Below are 17695 nucleotides of genomic sequence, written 5' to 3'. Positions count from 1 at the left end.
GCTTCCGGTACCGGCCGGATCTCCTCCACTGGCCCGAAGGACATCATTCGCTAGGATCGGGCCATGGACAGGCTCACGGAGTTCCGCGCGCACCGCGTCGTCGTCCTCGCCCTCGACGGGCTGCTGCCCTTCGAGCTGGGCATCCCGCACCGGATCTTCGGACGGCCCGTGGACGCCGCCGGACGGCATCTGTACGAGGTCGTCACCTGCTCGATCCGTCCTCCCGGGCCGGTGGACACGGACGCCGACTTCTCGATCCACGTACCGCACGGGCCGGAGATCCTGGCCACCGCCGACACCGTGATCGTCCCGGCCTCGTACGAACTCGGCCCGGTCTACGAGAAGGGGGTGCTGACCGAGGAGCTGGCCGCCGCCCTGACGCACATCCGGCCCGGCACCCGGCTCGCCTCCATCTGCACGGGCGTGTACGTGCTGGCCGCGGCGGGGCGTCTGGACGGGCGGCGCGCCACGACGCACTGGGCCGACGCCGATCGCTTCCAGCGGGTCTTCCCACAGGTCGAGGTGGACGCGGACGTGCTGTTCATCGACGATGGCGACGTGCTGACCTCGGCGGGCGTCGCGGCCGGGATCGACCTGTGCCTGCACATGGTGCGCCGCGACCACGGCACCGCGGTCGCCAACGAGGTGGCCCGGCGGACCGTCGTGCCGCCGCACCGCGACGGCGGTCAGGCGCAGTACATCCACCGGCCGGTGCCCGACCCGCAGTTGGCCACCACGACCACCGCGCGCGCATGGGCGCTGGGCCGCCTGCACGAGCCCATCCGGTTGCAGGACATGGCCGCGCGGGAGGCGATGTCGGTACGGACCTTCACCCGGCGCTTCCGTGAGGAGGCCGGGGTCAGTCCGGGGCAGTGGCTCACCCAGCAGCGCGTCGAACGGGCCCGGCACCTGCTGGAGTCCACGGACCTGTCCGTGGACCGGGTGGCCCGGGACGCCGGCTTCGGCACGGCCCAGTCGATGCGGCAGCATCTCCAGACGGCGCTCGGGGTGACGCCGACGACCTACCGGCGGACCTTCCGGGTGAGCGGCTCCGCCGCGCGGACCGGGGCGGAGGCCTGACACCCGGCGAGTTGTCCACAACCTGTGGACAGGCATCCGGGCGCTCCGGAGGGCAGGGCGAACCCGGCTGGCGGCGCGCCCCTGCCCGCCCCGAACACGGCGGCGCGCGCCGCCCTCCGATCCCGGCGCGCCGGCCCCACCCCCTCGGACCCTGAAGGGACCGGTCGGCGCCGACATCACGACCCGCACTCGTCGAGGACTTCCGGTGCCCCAGCCCTCGTCGTCCCCTCGCGGCGAATCGCTGCCCACCAGCGTGATCAAGCGGACACGCCGCGTCAACACCGCCTTGGCGATTTGCCCGTTATGCCCCATGACAATGGGATGCGCACAGAAGCATGTCCCGGCGCACGGCCCCGCCGCCGGGACACCGGGAAACCCGCCCTACACCGCCCCGTACGCCAGACCCCCGTAGGTCCTGTAGGCCCCGTAGGCCAGGCCCTCGTACGCCGGGGCCGTGCGGCCGCAGTTGCTCGCCGCCGCCGTCTCCGCCGCGTCCACCGCCGTGGCACAGCGGTCGAGTTCGCACCAGATGCGCTTGCCCACACCCTCCGGGCACCAGCCCCACCGGTCGGCGAGGCCGTCGACGAGGGCGAGGCCGCGACCGCCGGTCGACTCGTCGCCCGGGCAGCGCGGCACGGGAGCCCGGGTGCTGGCGTCGGCCACCTCCAGGCGCACGGTGGCCGCCCCGGCCGGTTCCCCGGACAGGAACAGCCGCAGCACGGCCGGGCAACCGGTGTGCACCACGGCGTTGGTGACCAGTTCGGAGACGAGCAGGACCAGGGTCTCGGCGAGCGGCTCGTCCGCCGCTATCCCCGACCCGGCGAGCCGGGAGCGGGCCCAACGCCGGGCCCGCCCCACCTCCGCGGGGTCGGGCCGGATCTCCAGCTGCACTTGAAGCACCTGCACCGCTCACACCATCCGAACCGGCGGACACACAGCCTCGCGCCTCACGAGGCCACGATCGTAGCCATTTTCTGCATGGCCAGAACAACAGCCAGAGCAAAGGGTCACGGAACGTGACTCCCTTGGGAGACAGCATGGTTGACGTACCGTCACCGCAACAAGCGCTTCGGGCATATTCCAGCGCGAAGGAGTACCCGTGCGGCATACTGTGCGACGCTCGTCATGGGATGGCTCGGGCTCGGAACCACTCGCATCCCACACAAGGTACCCGAGCACGACGGCGACTCCGGGACGTGACGAGTCGCGCGCGGGACACCACCCGACATCAACGCTCCGTGATGAAGCAGTGCCACGATCGGTGACATTCGCGCCCGGGAGACCACGTCGGCGGAGCCGTCCCGGACCGCCGATGCCACCGCACGCGGCACGACAGGCGGGCACGACACGCGGCGGTCCCGTGCGCGGGCGGCCGGGCCGCGTCGATGTCCGCGAGGCCCGCCGGCGGCCTGGGCCGCGGCCTGCCGCACGGCCCGGAAGGCACCGATCGGCGCTCCGAACTGCTCACGCGCCCGGGCGTGTTGCACAACCCGGCCGCTACGCACGCACGGCAACGGCCTCCGCGGCTTGAGGCGCCGCGAAGGGGGCTCAAGTACCGGCTGTTCGGGGGCTGTTCGGCTGTGGTGGGGGGAGTGTTACTCGGGGACGGTGAAGTAGCGGGCGAGGGCGGGCACGATCTCCTGCTCGCCCACCCTGCCGTCGCCGTCGGTGTCGAGCGCGGCGGCGATGGGCCGGGCGGCCCCCTCGGGCACGCCGAGCACCCGGAGCACACGCACGGTGTCCTCGATGGTGGCGGCGCCGTCGCCGTCGGCGTCCGCGACGGCCAGGGCGGCGTGCAGGAAGGGACGGGCGATCTCGGCGAACCGCTCGGGGTTGTCGCGCAGGCGCTTGACCGCGCCTGTCACGAACTCCTCCCGGGTGATGCGCTGGTCGCCGTCGCGGTCGGCGATCCCGGCCATGCCCTGCCAGAAGGCCTCCGCGCCCGCGTACAGGGCCTGGCCCTTGTCGGAGCGGGCGGCGGTGGCGAACTCGGCGAGCAGCGAGCGGGCCGCCACGATGAAGTCCTCGCGGTCGATGTAGCCGTTGCCGTCCTGGTCGAAGGTGGCGAACCGCGCCGCGATCCTGCGCTCGTACTCGCTGCTGACCATGTCTTACGGGCCGCCTTACGTGTGGGGTTGCGTCTGGCAGGGAGCGTACGACGGGAAGAGCGGCCCGGGGCACCAAAACCACGGTTGTGCCAAGACCGGGGGAATTCCGGGACAGCGGCGCTCGACTCGCGAGGGCCGGCCGGTCAGGCGGACAGCGGCTCGTCGTCCACCGCGGCCGCGACGTCCGGATAGACGTCGAAGAGGCGCCGGACACCGAGCGCGCCGAGGACCCGGTTGACGTGGGAGCCGTCGACCGCGCCGCGGGCCGGGAGTATCAGGCGCAGCCGGCCCTGGCAGGAGCGGATCAGACGGCGGGCGGCGATGAGCACGCCGACGCCGCTGGAATCGCAGAAGAAGACCTCGGAGAGGTCCAGGACGAGGTCGTGACGCCCCTGGGCCACCACCTCGTGCACTCTCTGGCGCAGCACCGGCGAGGTCACGAGGTCCAGTTCGCCGGCGACCCGGAGCACGCTCCACCCGCCCTGTTCGTCGTCGGTCACCTTGAACGCCACGGCCCGCCCTCCGTCAGCCGGAACTTCCCCGGAACCGCTCGGAAACGGAACCAGTCCCTACGCTTCTTTCCGCGCGGCTGCCCAGCGGCCGTTCCCTCAAACGCCGTGGAGCAAACCGAGACCGTTCGGTCAGGGGCTTGTTTCGGTCACCTTCGGTCGTGTTCGATCTGAGTTGACCTGAAAGCGAAAGACCAGGCGGGACAGAAGGGTCAAGTCACCTGACAAAGGTCATAACACTCCTGGCTTCCCCTACCACCAGCGGCTCTTCAGGGGGCGCGCATTGTCATAAAGGGGCGTGCGCTGTCGGGCATGCCGACTACATTCGGGGAGACCACGTCGGACACGCTGGACACACACGCCGGACGGGAACGAACCGGGACGCAGGTCGCGGCACGGCCGGGCGCGGAGGGGGCCGCATGGCGAAGAAGGACTCACCGCCCCACTGGGACCGCGGGATGCAGCAGCGGCTCGTGCGCGGAGAGGCGGCCGCCCTCGGTGAGCTCTACGACCGTTTCGCCTCGCTCGTGCACGGTCTGGCCCACCGGGTCCTGGGCGACGAGCGGGCCGCCGACCAGATCACCCGCGAGGTGTTCGCCCACGTCTGGGAGCACCCCGACGCCTACGACCCCCGGCAGGGCCCGCTGCGCGCCTGGGTGGCCGGGCTGACCCACCGGCTCGCCGTGCGGCGGCTGCGCACCACCGAGACCGCCGCGCTGGCCCGCGGCGGGCCGGGCTCCGCCGAGGAACTGGAGCACAGGGTGTGCCGCGCCTCCGCCGCCGCCCGCGCCGACTACATCGTCCACGCCATGCCGGCCCCACTGCGCGCCGCCCTGGAACTGGCCTACTTCCAGCGCCGCGACTACCGGCAGACCGCCGCCGACCTCGGCGTCACCGAGGACGAGGCCCGCCGCCGCCTCCGCCTGGGCCTCCAGCTCCTCTCCACCGCCCATCACACGGACACCCCCGACGCGCCCTCCGGCTACGGAGGCGCCGCATGACCTGGAACGACCCCCCGGAACCGGCGGAGCCGAAGGACCGGGGTGTGCTGGAACATCCCGTGCTGAAGTCGCTGCTCGGGGCATGGGCGCTGGCCGCGTGTTCGCCGGAGGAGACGGCGGCCGTGGAGGAGCACCTCGGCGAGTGCGGCGACTGCGCGGAGGAGGCGCTGGGGCTGCGGGAGGCGGTCGGGCTGCTGCACCGGCCCGACACCCTCGACCTGGACCCGGGGCTGCGCACACGGGTCCTGGAGAGCTGTCTCGAACGGCGGCCGCCGCACCTCCCGGTGCCCGGCTGGGCGGCGCCCTACGACGCGGAGACCGCGCGCCTGGACGCGCTGCTCCAGGACATAGGCGACTCCGAGTGGCACGCGCCGGTGCGGCTGCGCTGGTTCGAGGGCGAGGACGCCACCAGCCGGCACACCACCGTCGCCGGGGTCATCGCGCATCTGATGAGCGTCGACGGGCTGGTCGCGGTGGCACTCGGCCTGGACGACCCGCTCGGCGACGCGACCACCGCCGCGGACGGCCCCACCCCCGCGGAGCGCACCGAGGCGTACTGGCGGGCCGCGCACTCCCCGCCGGCACGTTCGGTGCGGACGCCGTGGCGGGAGCAGACGCACGCCCTGGTACGGACGGTCTCCTTCGCCGCGAACGGCGCGAAGGAACCTTCGGTGCCGTACGGCGCCTTCGAACTGCCGCTGCCCGACGCGATGCTGGACCGCGCCTTCGAGTGCTGGGTGCACGCCGAGGACATCGCGGAGGCGGTGGACTACCCGTACGACCCGCCGGCCCCGCGCCATCTGCACCGCATGATCGACCTCGCCGCCCGGATGCTGCCGGGTGTGCTGGCCGCCCGGCGGCGGGCCGGGCTCGCCTCCCCCGCCCGCGCCCGGCACCTGGTGACCGCGGGCGAACCCGGGCGCAGTCTGCGGTTGGAGGTCGAGGGGCTGGGCGGCGGCCAGTGGCTGATCCCGCTCGACTCGCCCGGAGCGATGGGATCCGCGGACCACGAGGTGGCCCATGTGGCGCTGGACGGCGTGGAGTTCTGCCGGCTGGCGGCGGGGCACGTGGCCCCGCGGGAGGCGGCGGCCGGTCAGGTCGGCGACCGTGAGGCGATCCGGGACGTGCTGTGCGCGGCGGCGGCGCTCAGCCGCATGTGAGACCGCCGCCGGCCGGCATCGCGGGCGGCCTCCCCGGGCCGCGCTACGCGAAGACCACCGTCCGGCGGCCGTTCAGCAGGATCCGGCGCTCCGCGTGCCACTTGACCGCGCGCGCCAGCGCCTGGCACTCCACGTCCCGGCCGATCGCGACCAGCTGGTCCGGGTCGACGTCGTGGCCCACCCGCTCGACCTCCTGCTCGATGATCGGGCCCTCGTCGAGGTCGGCGGTCACATAGTGCGCCGTCGCTCCGATCAGCTTCACGCCCCGGGCGTGCGCCTGGTGGTACGGCTTGGCGCCCTTGAAGCTCGGCAGGAAGGAGTGGTGGATGTTGATGATCCGGCCGCTGAGCTGCTTGCACAGGTCGTCGGAGAGGACCTGCATGTAACGGGCGAGGACGACCAGTTCGACCTTCTCCTCGCGCACGATCTCGAGCAGCCGTTCCTCGGCCTCGGACTTGGTCTCCCTGGTCATCGGGATGTGGTGGAAGGGGATGTCGTACGACCCCACCAGCTCGGCGAAGTCGGTGTGGTTGGACACCACCGCCGCGATCTCCACCGGCAGCGCGCCGATCCGGGCGCGGAAGAGCAGGTCGTTCAGGCAGTGCCCGAACCTGCTGACCATCAGCACGACGCGCATCTTCTCGTCGGCCCGGTGGATCTGCCAGTCCATTCCGAAGGAGTCGCCGATCGCCGCGAAGCTGGCGCGCAGCTTGTCCACCGTCACCGGCGCGTCGGCCGAGAAGTGGACCCGCATGAAGAACAGTCCCGTGTCGTGGTCGCCGAACTGCTGGCTGTCCTCGATGTTGCAACCCGTCATGAACAGGTAGCTGGACACCGCGTGCACGATGCCCTGCTTGTCCGGGCAGGAGAGGATGAGGACGTACTGTTCGGCCTGCGCCGCGGCGGCGCGGGAGGACTGCTCGCTCATGCGGGACAGGGTCTCACGTCCGGGCCCGTGCGGGGCCCGTCGTCCGCTAAGCGGACCGTGTCATGATCCGCAGCACCTCCAGGCTGCGGGGCGGCGTGTCCGGCTCGTCGCCGTCGCTCGCCGCGAGGCGCACATGCGCGTCACGGGCCGCCCGCACCGCCTCCGGCCAGGCGTGATGGTCGAGGTAGGCGGACACCGGCGCGTCCGGACCGACCTGGTGCATGATGCGCAGCACCCGCAGGACCGCGGTGTCGACGAGCGCCGCCTCCTGGGAGTCCCGGAAGATCGTGCCGATGTACTTCTCGGCGGACCAGTTGTCCAGCCAGGTGTCCTCGACCAGGCGGTAGACGGCGTCGGTCACGTCGCCGTACCCTTCGACGCCTGCCAGCCAGACGTCCCGCTGGAACACCGGGTCGGAGAGCATGTGCAGCGCGGAGCGCACATTGCTGCGCCAGCGCCACCACGGCATGTCGTTGAGTGGCATGCCGCCCATGGTGGAGGAGCGACGGCCGCGACGGGAAGAGTTCTCCGAACCTTGCACGGTCATCGATCGTACGTTCCCCGCCCCAGGGGCCCCACCTGCCCCCGTAATTCACCCATACGTCACCACTCATTGACCGAGAGTCATCAACGGGTTGGTGATGTGACGGAATCGTGCGTGAGCATGACCGGCAGGCGAAGCTCCCGTGGCACATTCCTCCCCACCCTCACCCGGTCCGTGAGAAGAACCCTGCTGCCGGCCTGGGCTCTCCTGGCGTGTGCCTCGCTCGCCGCCGGCTGCGGCATCGTCCCCGGTGCCACGGGGGGCTCCGGGGGCGGTTCCGTCACCGTGATGACGTGGGCGCCGGAGAACACCCGGGCGACCAACAAGCCCGGCATGCCCGCCATGGCCCGCGCCTACGCCCGCTGGGTGAACTCCCACGGCGGTATCGCCGGCCGCAAGCTCAAGGTCCTGACCTGCAACGAAGGCAACGACAGCGTGGCCGCGGCGAAGTGCGCCCGGCGCGCCGTCAAGGAGAACGCGGTCGCCGTCGTGGGCTCGTACAGCCAGTACAGCGACTCCTTCTTCCCGCCCCTGGAGAGCGCCGGCATCCCGTACATCGGCGGCTACGGCGTCACCACCACCGAGTTCACCCGCGCCCTGTCCTACCCCGTCAACGGCGGCCAGCCCGCCCTGCTGGCCGGTCTGGGCAAGGAGCTCGCCGCGCACTGCGGCCCGGTCACGCTGGTACGGCCCGACACCATCGCGGGCGACGAGCTGCCCGGACTGCTCAACGCGGGACTGCGGGCCGGCGGCCACGAACCGGCCCACGACCAGCGGGCCGCCGAGGACGCCACCGAGTACCTGGGCCAGGCCGATCTGGCACTGCGGCAGGCGAGCGCCGACCCGGCGCGGACGGGCTGCGTGATCCCCGCCCTCGGGGAGCGCACGAACATCTTCATGGACTCCTTCCGCCGCGCGCGCGACGCCTATCCGCAGGTGCGCACCGCCGCCGTGCTCGGCAGCGTCGACCAGACCGTGATCGACGCCGGCGGCGGGCGGTCCGGCCCGTACGAGGGGTCGTACCTCACCGGCTGGTACCCGGTGGCGAGCGACTCGCGTTGGGACGGAATGAAGAAGGTGATCAACGAGGCGGCCTTCGGCGACAACCGCGTCGATCCCCAGGACGCCGGAGTGCAGACCACGTGGATCGCCTACACGGTGCTCCGGGCCGTCCTCGAGCAGATCGGCGACGGGGAGGTGAGCGCCTCCTCCGTCCGGCGCGCCCTCGACGGCGGGCTGGAGGTCCGCACCGGCGGGCTGACCACGCCGCTGCGGTGGCGCCACTCCGACCTGCTCGCCGCCACCGGTCTCGCCCGCCTCACCAACGCCGACGTCTCCCTTCAGAGGGTGCGGCAGGGCCGGCTGGTGCCGGCCGCGAAGGGATTCGTCAACGTGGCGAAGACGCTCGAGGACGCCGGCTGAGCCGCACCGCGCCGGCCGGCTCCTACAGCTGGGTCGGCTGGCGCTGGGTGAGGCCGTACGTCTTCGCGATCGTGTTCCACAGCTGAGCGGCCTTGGCCTTCTCCGAGGTGGCGACGCCGCTCTCGCGGTTGCCGGCCCGGGTCTCACCCGTGTCCCGGGCGTGGCCCTTCTTGCACACCTTCTTGCCGTGGGCCTGGTCGGCCCAGGCCGCGTAGTGCAGGTCGGCCGACTCCGAGGCCTTCCAGGCCTTGTTGAGGGCCGCCGTCAGCTCGGCGTGGGCGGGGAGCTGGTCGACGGACAGCTGTCCCAGGCGGGTGACCAGGCCCTTGCGCTGCTCGGCCGCGTTGCGCAGGTCGGAGGCCGCCTGGCCGAGGTTGTCGCAGTTCCTGACGTCGGCCACCGCCTTGATCACGGAGGCGCGGCTGCTGCCGCTGTCGGCCAGCAGCTTGTCCAGCTCGACCGCCTGCGCCCGGGCCGGGTCGGCGGCGGGCGAGGGAGAGGCATCCTCAGTGACGGGCGCGGTGGCCGCGACGGTGGTGTTCTTGTCGCCGCTGTCGCCGTCCCCGTCGCCGCCGCTGAGCAGTGCCCCGGCGCCGATGCCGAGGACGGCGATCCCGACGCCCACGGCCGCGATCACCGGCACCCGCGAGCCGGTGCGGCGGCCTCCACGGCCGCCGTCGCCGTCGTACCCGCCGGGCGGGGCGGACGCGGGCCGGGCCTGGGGCTGGTCGGGCGGGCCCTGCTGGATCAGGGGCAGCTGCTGGGTCGCCGGGGCCGCGCCGCCGGCGTCGCTGCGGAAGAGGTTGTCGAACTCGGCGGGCGTCTGCCGCCCGCCCCCCTGGGCGTCCACGGGCGCGATGAACTGCGTCGCCTCGGCGTCGGGGTGGTGACCGGGCGCGGCGCCCTGGGGTATCTGGCCCGGGTACGGGGCCGGCCCGCCGCCGGACGCCTCCGGCGGCAGGGCACCCGGCCCCACCGGCGGGATGAACTGTGTCGCCCCCTCGTCCACCGCCGCGCCTGTCATGGGCGGCAGGAACTGGGTGGCTCCTTCGGCCGCGGATCCACCGGGAACCGGCGGGATGTACTGCGTCGCTCCCTCGTCGCCGCCCGGCATCCCGTGCGCCGCGCCCTGCGGTACGGAGTGGCCGGGGACGCCGTACGGGTCGGCGCCGGCGGGCGGCAGCCCGTGCGCGGGAGCGCCGTGCGATACGGAGTGGCCGGAGGCACCGTAGGGGTCGGCACCGGCGGGCGGCAGCCCGTGCCCGGGGTGCGCGGGGGCGCCGTAGGGATCGGCGCCGGGCTGCTGGTACGACGGGGTGCCGTGGGACGGGGCGTTCTCCGGGGGCAGGGGGCCCGCGCCCGGGTGCTGGGGGGCCTGGCCCTGCGCGTCCCACTGGCCCTGCTGCTGGTACGGCTCCGGAGAGCCCCAGCCCTGCTGCCAGCCCTGGTCCTGTTGCGGGGGCTGCTGCTGGTCGGGACCCCACGGCTGGCCCCAGGCCTGAGCGCCGGCCGGGGCCGCCGCCGGGGCCTGACCGCCCGGCCGCACTCCGGTCGGATGGCCGCCCGAACCGCCGGTCATGCCCGGCAGCAAGGGCTCACCGCCGTCGGAGGGCAGCACGATGCCTTCGTGCGCGGGTCGCGCCGAGGGCTCCTCGCCCTGTCCACTCTGCGTCACCGGGACTCCTACGAATGGGGGACCTTCGGAATCGTCGGCTCACGCTACCGGGTCCCCCGAGCCCCGTGCCACGCAGCAGGGGACGAGACCTCCTTCCCTGTGACGGCAGTAACAAAACCCGCCCGCGGCACGCTGTTGATGTCCCAGGTCTCACGAAGAACAGGAGAAGGGAGAACACGGACGCGCGGTCACGCCGCCACCCGCGTCTCCAGCCGTGCCCCGAACTCCCTTACCACCGGCTCGTCCCGGAACGGCTCCAGGCGCTGCTGGAAGTCCTCCAGGTACTCCGCGCCCCGGTTGGACCGCAGCGTCCGCAGCAGCTCCACCGCCTTCAGGCCGGTGCTGCAAGCCTGTTCGACCTCCCGCTGCTGCACCTGCGCTGTGGCGAGCAGCACATAGCCGATGGCCCGCCGCCGCGCCCGCGCCGCGGGATGCCCGGCCAGCGACTCCTCCGCCGCCCGCGCCGCCGCCTCCGCCTGCCCCAGGTCCCGGTGGCAGTGCGCCAACTCGTCGGCGAGATACGCCTCGTCGAAGTGCGCGATCCACGCCGGGTCGTCCCCGGAGTGCGGCCGGGCGGCCTCCAGCGCGCTCACCGCCCACCCGGCGGACAGCTGGGCCGCCCGCGTATCGCCCATGAGGGCGTGCCCCCGCGCCTCGGCCGCGTGGAACATCGCCTCCGCGCGCGGCGTCACACGACCGCGCGCGCCCTCCTGCGCCGCACGCGCCAACTGCGCGATCTCCCGCGGGTTGCCGAGCTGCGCGGCGAGATGGCTCATGGAGGCGGCCAGCACATAGCCGCCGTAGCCGCGGTCCCCGGCCGCCTGGGCGAGCCGCAGCGCCTGGATGTAGTACCGCTGGGCCAGGCCCGGTTGGCCGGTGTCGACGGCCATGTACCCGGCCAGCTCGGTGAGTCGGGCGACCTCGGCGAACAGATCGCGGCCCACCGCCTCCCGGTAGGAGCCGGCGAGCAGCCCGGAGACGACGCTGTTGAGGTAGTGCACGACCACCGGGCGTACATGCCCGCTGCCGTGACTGTGGTCCAGGTCGACCAGCGCCTGTGTCATGGCCCGTACGGCGGCCACGTCGGACTGGCCCACCCGCGACCCCGCCGCCCGCGCCACCTGCGGGTCCGGCGCGGAGATCAGCCAGTCACGGCTCGGCTCGACCAGCGCGGAGGCGGCGACGGCGGAGCCGGACAGGAAGTCCCGGCGGCCCACGTCGCTGCGCCACAGCTCGCAGACCTGCTCGATGGCTCCCAGCACCGTCGGCGAGAACTGGAGACCCACGCCCGAGGCAAGGTTCTTGCCGTTGGCCATGCCGATCTCGTCGATCGTGACCGTACGGCCGAGCTTGCGGCCGAGCGCCTCGGCGATGATCGCCGGTGCCCGGCCGCGCGGTTGCTGTCCGCGCAGCCAGCGTGCCACCGACGTCTTGTCGTAGCGCAGATCGAGACCGTGCTCGGCGCCGCACATGTTGACCCTGCGGGCCAGCCCGGCGTTCGAGCAGCCCGCTTCCTGGATGAGCGCCTGCAGCCGTTCGTTCGGCTGCCGCGCGACGAGAGGCCTGGCGGCCATGGCGTTAACCCCCTGAAGCTGCGGTGCCTGCCCGCGCACCGAGTTGACGGCTCTTGCGCGGCCGGACGCGATCCGCGCCCCGGCGGAAAACTCCGGCCGTGAAGATCGATGCCCCGTGGACAAACCGAAAATGCGGGACATGTGAGGATTGCCGGGGTGAAGGCGAATACCGCCCCCCACCGAACTACCCAGCGACCGCCGCAGATCCTCCTGCGCGCCCCCACCCATGCACCCATGCGCCCCGGGCACCGAGGGGGTGCTCCTCCCCGGCGCGTCCGACCACCAGACCCGCCCGTAACTCCAGGTGGGCGCGGCAGTTGAGTGGGGCGTGGAAGAGAAGATCGCGGGCGCGGAAGCCGCACAGAGCGCCGGTCTGGTGGCCGGTCACATTCCCCAGCAGCGCGGGGAGTCGCTGCTGGAGACAGCCGTTCGCTACACCGAGGAACGCCACTGGGACGTGTTCCCCGGCACCTGGCTGGTGGCGGTCGGCGGGGTGCAGCGCTGCTCCTGCGGGGACCCGCGGTGCACTGCGCCCGGCGCGCATCCGGTGCACGAGGGATGGGCGTCCCTGGCGACCGGCAGCGCGAGCACGGCGCGCCGGATGTGGGAGCAGCAGCCGACGGCGTCGGTCCTGCTGCCCACGGGCCGTACGTTCGACGCGGTCTCCGTGCCGGAGACGGCCGGGTTCCTCGCGCTGGCCCGGCTGGAGCGGATGCGGTCGGCGCTGGGCCCGGTGATCCTGACCCCCGAGCGGCGGATGCAGTTCTTCGTGCTGCCGGGCACGTCCGTGAAACTGCCGGACCTCGTACGGAAGCTGGGCTGGTCGCCGGCCTCGCTCGACCTGGCCGCCCTCGGAGAGGGCGCCTACGTGGTGGCGCCGCCCACGCGGTGCGGCTCGCGGGCGGTGCAGTGGGCCTGCCGGCCGACACCGGCCAATCGCTGGCTGCCGGACGTCGGGGAACTGGTCCCACCGCTGGCGTACGCGTGCGGCAGGGACCGTTAGCCGTTCCGGTACGCGCTCCCCGGCATCCGCCGGTCCCGCGTGGCGGCCCGCCCTGGACCCTGGCCCGGCGGAGCCGCAGATCAGCGCGGTCCCGCACCCCTCGGGCAGGGTGTTCCCCCGTAGGGTTCATGCTGACGGAGGGAGCAGTCGCAGTGGGTACAAGCGCCGTACGCGTGCAGGGGCTCTGGAAGCGGTTCGGGCAGCAGGTCGCCGTCGCCGGGATCGATCTCGAACTGCCCGCCGGGAAGTTCATCGGGCTGGTCGGGCCCAACGGGGCCGGGAAGACCACCACGCTCTCCATGGTGACCGGACTGCTCCGGCCCGACCAGGGCACCGTCGAGGTCGTCGGGCACGACGTGTGGCGGGACCCGGTGGCGGTGAAGGCGCGGATCGGCGTGCTGCCCGAGGGGCTGCGGCTCTTCGAGCGGCTGTCGGGCCGCGAACTGCTGTCGTACTCCGGGCGGTTGCGCGGGCTGCCGGGGGACGAGGTGGACCGGCGGGCCACGCAGTTGCTGGACGTGCTGGACCTCGCCGGCGCCCAGCACAAGCTCGTCGTCGACTACTCGACCGGCATGCGCAAGAAGATAGGGCTCGCCTCCGCTCTTCTCCACAACCCGGAAGTCCTCTTCCTCGACGAGCCGTTCGAGGGCGTCGACCCGGTGTCCGCGCAGACCATCCGCGGCGTCCTGGAGCGGTACACCGGCTCCGGCGCCACCGTCGTGTTCTCCTCGCACGTCATGGAACTGGTCGAGTCCCTGTGCGACTGGGTGGCCGTGATGGCCGCCGGCCGCATCCGAGCCCAGGGCACCCTCGCCGAGGTGCGCGGCGACGCTCCCACCCTTCAGCAGGCCTTCCTCGAACTCGTCGGCGCGCGGAGCCGGGACGCCGGTTCCGACCTGGACTGGCTGGGCGGCGGTTCCCGGTGAGCGCCGGCACCCGGGCCCCGTCGATCACGCCCGTCGTCGTACGCCTGAAGCTGTCGCTGCTGCGCAACGGGCTCAGGCAGTCCGCCGGGCGGCGTGCCGCGTTCATCGCCTCGGCCGTCGTCGCGCTGCTGTTCGCCGCGTTGCAGATGACCGGCCTGATCGCGCTGCGCGGCCACGCGCACATCGCCTCCGTGGCCGTCCTGGGCGTGGCCGTGCTGGCGCTGGGCTGGGCCGTGATGCCGCTGTTCTTCCCGAGCGGCGACGAGACCCTCGACCCGACCCGCCTGGTGATGCTGCCGCTGCGGCCGCGGCCGCTGGTCGGCGCGCTGCTCGCGGCGTCCCTGGTCGGCATCGGGCCGCTGTTCACGGTGCTGCTGCTGGTGGGATGTGTGATCTCGGTGGCGCGCGGGGCGGCCGCGTCCGTCGTCGCTGTCTTCGCCCTCGTCCTCACGCTGCTGGTGTGCGTGGCCCTCGCGCGGGCCGTGGCGACCGCCAACATCCGGCTGCTGACCAGCCGCAAGGGACGGGACCTCGCGGTGCTCAGCGGACTGGTCATCGCGATCGGGGCGCAGGTCGTCAACTTCGGCATGCAGCGCCTGGGCTCGGCGGGCCTGGGCCGGCTCGACCCGGTGGCGGACGTGCTGCGGTGGCTGCCGCCCGCCTCGGCGGTGGGCGCGGTGGACTCGGCGAGCAAGGGCTCCTACGGCGTCGCGGTGGCCCAGCTCGCGCTGACCGCGGCCGCCCTGGCCGCCCTGCTGGCGGTGTGGGCGCGCAGCCTGACCGGGCTGATGACCTCGCCCGACTCCTCGACCCTGCAAGCCGTCGACGCTCCCGCGCGCGGCCGGGCCCGGGTGGGCGGCGGCCTGGCGCGGTGGCTGCCGGCCGGCCGCACCGGCACCGTCATGGAGCGCAGCCTGCGCTACGTCTGGCGCGATCCGAAGACCAAGGCGGCCTGGGTGACCTCGCTGGCCATCGGGCTGATCGTGCCGGTGTTCAACGCGGTCCAGGGCACCGGTTCGCCGTACTTCGCCTGCTTCGCCGCGGGCATGCTCGGCATCCAGATGTACAACCAGTTCGGCCAGGACACCTCCGCGTTCTGGCTGGTCGCGCTGACGATCTCGGCCCCGCGGGACGCCTACGTCGAGCTGCGCGCGCGGGCGCTGGCCCTGCTGCTGATCACCCTGCCGTACGCCACCCTGGTCACGGTGCTGACGGCGGGCCTGCTCGGCGAGTGGCGCCGGCTGCCGGAGGTGCTCGGCCTGTCCTTCGCCCTGCTCGGCGCGATGCTGGCGACCGGGGCGTGGACGTCGGCCCGCTTCCCGTACTCCATCCCGCAGGAGGGCCACAAGAACGTGGCCCCCGGTCAGGCCGGTCTCGCCTTCGTCTCCATCTTCGGCGGCATGGTCGCGGCGGCCCTGCTGTGCGCGCCGTTCATCGTCCTCGTCATCTGGTCGAACGTCAGCGCCACCGGCGACAGCTGGAGCCGGCTGCTGCTGCCGGTGGGCGCGGCGTACGGGGCGGCGATCACCCTGCTGGGCCTGCGCCTGGCGGCTCCGCGCACGGCGGCCCGGCTGCCGGAGATCCTCACGGCGGTCAGCAAGGGCTGAGGCGCGGGCCGCTCAGCGCAGGCGGGCGGTCACCACGTGGACGGTGAAGCCGCACGGGACCCGCCCGTCCGGCCCGGCGAGCCCGGCCGCCTCCCGCACGAAGCTCTCCCGCAGCCGGGAGACGGCGGCCGGGTCGAGCGGTCCGACGTCGTAAATGCCGGAAAGCGCCGCCCAGACCTGGTCCACCGGTCCGCTCAGGTCGATCGGGACGGTCTCCCGGTCCGGAGCGCCGAATCCGGCCGGCTCCAGGATCGCGCCGAGCCCCTCGTGGCTGCGGGTCCTGCGGTCTCCCAGCGGCGGAATGCGCTGCTCGGCGGGCGCCCGCTGGACGGCGGCCTTCAGCAGGCCGCTGAACAGCTCGTACGCCTCCCCGCCGAGAGGACCGCCGCCGACCACGCAGGCCAGGACACCGCCGGGCGACAGCACCCGGGCCGTCTCCGCCGCGACCCGGTCGACGTCGCCCATCAGCATCAGCGCCATGTGGCAGACGCAGGCGTCGAAGGCCCCGCCGGCGAAGGGCAACTCCTGTGCCCTGGCCTGGGCCAGCGCGGTGGCACGCAGGGACGGGCGGTGCCGCGCCAGGGCCAGCGCCTCCGGCGAGAGGTCCACACCGGCGAGCCGCCGCCCCTCGGTGCGGGCCAGCAGGTCCAGCAGTACGCCATCGCCGCAGCCGAGGTCCAGAACCCGCCGGGCTCCGGCCACCCGGTCGCTCAGGATCTCGTAGCTGGAGCGCCCGTCGGGCGCCCGCCCGGCGAGGAAGGCGTCCGCGGTGACCGCCGGGCGCTCGGCGTGGAAGGCCTTCAGGAACGCCTCCTGGACGGCCGTCGGCACGGCGAGGGGCGTGGGAGCGGCACTCATCCCGTGAGCACCGCCTCCAGAAACGGCTCGATGGCCGTGCGCCAGGCCTCCGGCTGGTCGTAGTGGACGAGGTGACCGGCGTCGGCCACCTCCGCGTACTCCCCGCGCGGCAGGACACGGACCATCTCCTGGGCCTCGGCCCGGCCGAGTTCGCCGTCCAGGCCCCGGACCACGAGGGCCGGGCAGCGGACCTGGGCCAGCTCCTCCCAGTGGGCGTCGTACACCCAGGCCTCGCGGGAGGTCAGCATCTGCTGCGGTTCGAAGACGGGACGCCAGCCGTCCGCGCTCTCGTGCATGACCTCGGCGTAGAACGCGCCGCGTGCCGGGTTCGGGCGTTCCACCCAGGGATCGTCCTCGCCGAACCACTTCCGTACGTCGGCGAGGGCGGCGAACGGCACCGGCCAGGCCCGGAACCAGTCCTCCCACTCCCGCTGGGAGGCGGCGCCGAGTGCGGAGGCCCGCATGTCGCAGATGATCACGGCGCGCACCAGGTCGGGGCGGCGGGCGGCGAGCTGCCAGGCGGTCAGCGCGCCCATCGCGTGCCCGATGACGACGGCCGGGCCGAGCCCGAGCTGTTCGAGGGCGGCCTCGGCGTCGTCCACGTAGGCCTCGCGGCCGTAGGCGGCCTGCGGCAGCTTCTCGCTCTGGCCGTGCCCGCGCTGGTCGAGGGCGACGGCGCGATGCCGCCCGGAGAGCCAGCGGGCGGTGGCGGCCCAGTGCGAGGCACGGCCCATGAGACCGTGCAGTAACAGCACTCCGTCGGTCCGGTCGGGTCCGGCGCCGGACCCGACCGGTGTCCGCTCCCTCACCTGCCCCGGCACGGCCTTCGGGGGCTCGGCGAACTCCCAGGCAGCGAGCCGTACACCGCCCGACCCGGTCACGTCGATGCGCCGCACCATTGGTCCTGGCACCCCCCTGGAACCGTGTTCAGCTTCCGTATGCCGTCGTGCACATTCTGGAGCGCGGGCCCCGGGGCCCTGATGCGCAGACACTCAGGCTATCGAATACTTATTCGAAAGTGGTGACTCCGTCACCAACACCCCTCGTTCGAGTGACACCTGGCCAGGATTGATCGCCGCCCCCCTGGGGAGATCTTCAACGGGAGGCGGACCACTCGGGGAAAAGGGGTCCGAGGGGGACGACCCTGAGAGCTCGGGGCTCCGGGTCGTCGAAGGGGAGGACAGGCCCCGGCGCCGCACGGCGCCGGGGCTCTCCCCACATCTCCGCCACATTCTCCCCCACCCCTTCAAGCCCTATGCCTCTCGCGACAGCCTCGCACGCCCGGCGCCCACGCGCTGCC

General features: G+C 73.2%; 16 protein-coding genes. 7 read left to right on the top strand and 9 right to left on the bottom strand.

From position 1 onward, the window contains the following. The first annotated feature begins 63 nt into the window (after window positions 1–63). A complete protein-coding gene (locus tag ACIQMV_RS24120) occupies window positions 64–1080 on the top strand; it encodes a GlxA family transcriptional regulator (protein ID WP_402595404.1) in 1017 nt (338 codons plus the stop codon). A gap of 381 nt (window positions 1081–1461) precedes the next feature. Here the strand turns inward: ACIQMV_RS24120 and ACIQMV_RS24115 are convergent, their stop codons facing one another. The 3 genes from ACIQMV_RS24115 to ACIQMV_RS24105 form a co-directional block, all read right to left on the bottom strand. Then, a complete protein-coding gene (locus ACIQMV_RS24115; RefSeq protein ID WP_402595521.1) occupies window positions 1462–1971 on the bottom strand; it encodes an ATP-binding protein in 510 nt (169 codons plus the stop codon). A 704-nt stretch (window positions 1972–2675) separates the two neighbouring features. Continuing rightward, complete coding sequence (locus tag ACIQMV_RS24110) at window positions 2676–3188, bottom strand: EF-hand domain-containing protein (RefSeq protein ID WP_141360223.1); 513 nt, start codon at window positions 3186–3188, stop codon at window positions 2676–2678. 143 nt (window positions 3189–3331) lie between these two features. Beyond that, window positions 3332–3700 carry an STAS domain-containing protein gene (locus ACIQMV_RS24105; protein WP_401777469.1) on the bottom strand — a complete coding sequence of 123 codons (369 nt, stop codon included), beginning with the start codon at window positions 3698–3700 and terminating at the stop codon, window positions 3332–3334. A gap of 416 nt (window positions 3701–4116) precedes the next feature. On the opposite strand from ACIQMV_RS24105, the gene ACIQMV_RS24100 reads away from it, so the two are divergent. Both ACIQMV_RS24100 and ACIQMV_RS24095 read left to right on the top strand, forming a co-directional pair. Then, complete coding sequence (locus ACIQMV_RS24100) at window positions 4117–4698, top strand: RNA polymerase sigma factor (protein ID WP_225074653.1); 582 nt, start codon at window positions 4117–4119, stop codon at window positions 4696–4698. Next, complete coding sequence (locus ACIQMV_RS24095) at window positions 4695–5858, top strand: maleylpyruvate isomerase N-terminal domain-containing protein (protein WP_402595401.1); 1164 nt, start codon at window positions 4695–4697, stop codon at window positions 5856–5858. The genes ACIQMV_RS24100 and ACIQMV_RS24095 overlap by 4 nt, the downstream gene beginning before the upstream one ends. A 43-nt stretch (window positions 5859–5901) precedes the next feature. Here ACIQMV_RS24095 and purU read toward each other — a convergent pair whose 3' ends face one another. Continuing rightward, window positions 5902–6786, bottom strand: a complete 885-nt coding sequence (gene purU / locus ACIQMV_RS24090; RefSeq protein WP_402595399.1) for a formyltetrahydrofolate deformylase — start codon at window positions 6784–6786, stop codon at window positions 5902–5904. A gap of 46 nt (window positions 6787–6832) precedes the next feature. After that, window positions 6833–7333: a hypothetical protein gene (locus ACIQMV_RS24085; protein WP_141360218.1), complete on the bottom strand. Its 501-nt coding sequence runs from the start codon at window positions 7331–7333 to the stop codon at window positions 6833–6835. Window positions 7334–7450: 117 nt separating this feature from the next. Between ACIQMV_RS24085 and ACIQMV_RS24080 the strand changes: the two genes are divergently transcribed. Beyond that, the gene (locus tag ACIQMV_RS24080; RefSeq protein ID WP_401777458.1) at window positions 7451–8752 is read left to right on the top strand and encodes an ABC transporter substrate-binding protein; all 1302 of its coding nucleotides are present in this window, start codon (window positions 7451–7453) and stop codon (window positions 8750–8752) included. A gap of 22 nt (window positions 8753–8774) precedes the next feature. Here the strand turns inward: ACIQMV_RS24080 and ACIQMV_RS24075 are convergent, their stop codons facing one another. Both ACIQMV_RS24075 and ACIQMV_RS24070 read right to left on the bottom strand, forming a co-directional pair. Further along, on the bottom strand, window positions 8775–10427 hold the full coding sequence (locus ACIQMV_RS24075) for a hypothetical protein (protein WP_402595397.1): 1653 nt from the start codon (window positions 10425–10427) through the stop codon (window positions 8775–8777). A gap of 188 nt (window positions 10428–10615) precedes the next feature. Then, window positions 10616–12001, bottom strand: coding sequence for a transcriptional regulator (locus ACIQMV_RS24070; RefSeq protein WP_402595396.1), 1386 nt, complete (start codon window positions 11999–12001; stop codon window positions 10616–10618). A 328-nt stretch (window positions 12002–12329) separates the two neighbouring features. Between ACIQMV_RS24070 and ACIQMV_RS24065 the strand changes: the two genes are divergently transcribed. From ACIQMV_RS24065 to ACIQMV_RS24055, 3 genes are all read left to right on the top strand, one after another. After that, window positions 12330–13004 carry a bifunctional DNA primase/polymerase gene (locus ACIQMV_RS24065; RefSeq protein ID WP_402595395.1) on the top strand — a complete coding sequence of 225 codons (675 nt, stop codon included), beginning with the start codon at window positions 12330–12332 and terminating at the stop codon, window positions 13002–13004. Between the two features lie 128 nt (window positions 13005–13132). Next, window positions 13133–13930, top strand: coding sequence for an ABC transporter ATP-binding protein (locus ACIQMV_RS24060; protein ID WP_402595393.1), 798 nt, complete (start codon window positions 13133–13135; stop codon window positions 13928–13930). After that, window positions 13927–15537: a transporter gene (locus ACIQMV_RS24055; protein ID WP_253266135.1), complete on the top strand. Its 1611-nt coding sequence runs from the start codon at window positions 13927–13929 to the stop codon at window positions 15535–15537. Before ACIQMV_RS24060 ends, ACIQMV_RS24055 begins: the two co-directional genes overlap by 4 nt. A 12-nt stretch (window positions 15538–15549) precedes the next feature. Here the strand turns inward: ACIQMV_RS24055 and ACIQMV_RS24050 are convergent, their stop codons facing one another. Both ACIQMV_RS24050 and ACIQMV_RS24045 read right to left on the bottom strand, forming a co-directional pair. Next, window positions 15550–16395, bottom strand: coding sequence for a class I SAM-dependent methyltransferase (locus ACIQMV_RS24050; RefSeq protein WP_402595391.1), 846 nt, complete (start codon window positions 16393–16395; stop codon window positions 15550–15552). Next, window positions 16392–17294: an alpha/beta fold hydrolase gene (locus ACIQMV_RS24045; protein ID WP_141360211.1), complete on the bottom strand. Its 903-nt coding sequence runs from the start codon at window positions 17292–17294 to the stop codon at window positions 16392–16394. Before ACIQMV_RS24045 ends, ACIQMV_RS24050 begins: the two co-directional genes overlap by 4 nt. Between the last annotated feature and the right edge of the window lie 401 nt (window positions 17295–17695).

Origin of the sequence: Streptomyces sp. NPDC091412 (assembly GCF_044756885.1) — a bacterium.
Lineage (GTDB): Bacteria > Actinomycetota > Actinomycetes > Streptomycetales > Streptomycetaceae > Streptomyces.
The sequence above is the reverse complement of the archived record's forward strand: the minus strand, read 5'-3'. Positions and strand labels throughout refer to the sequence as shown.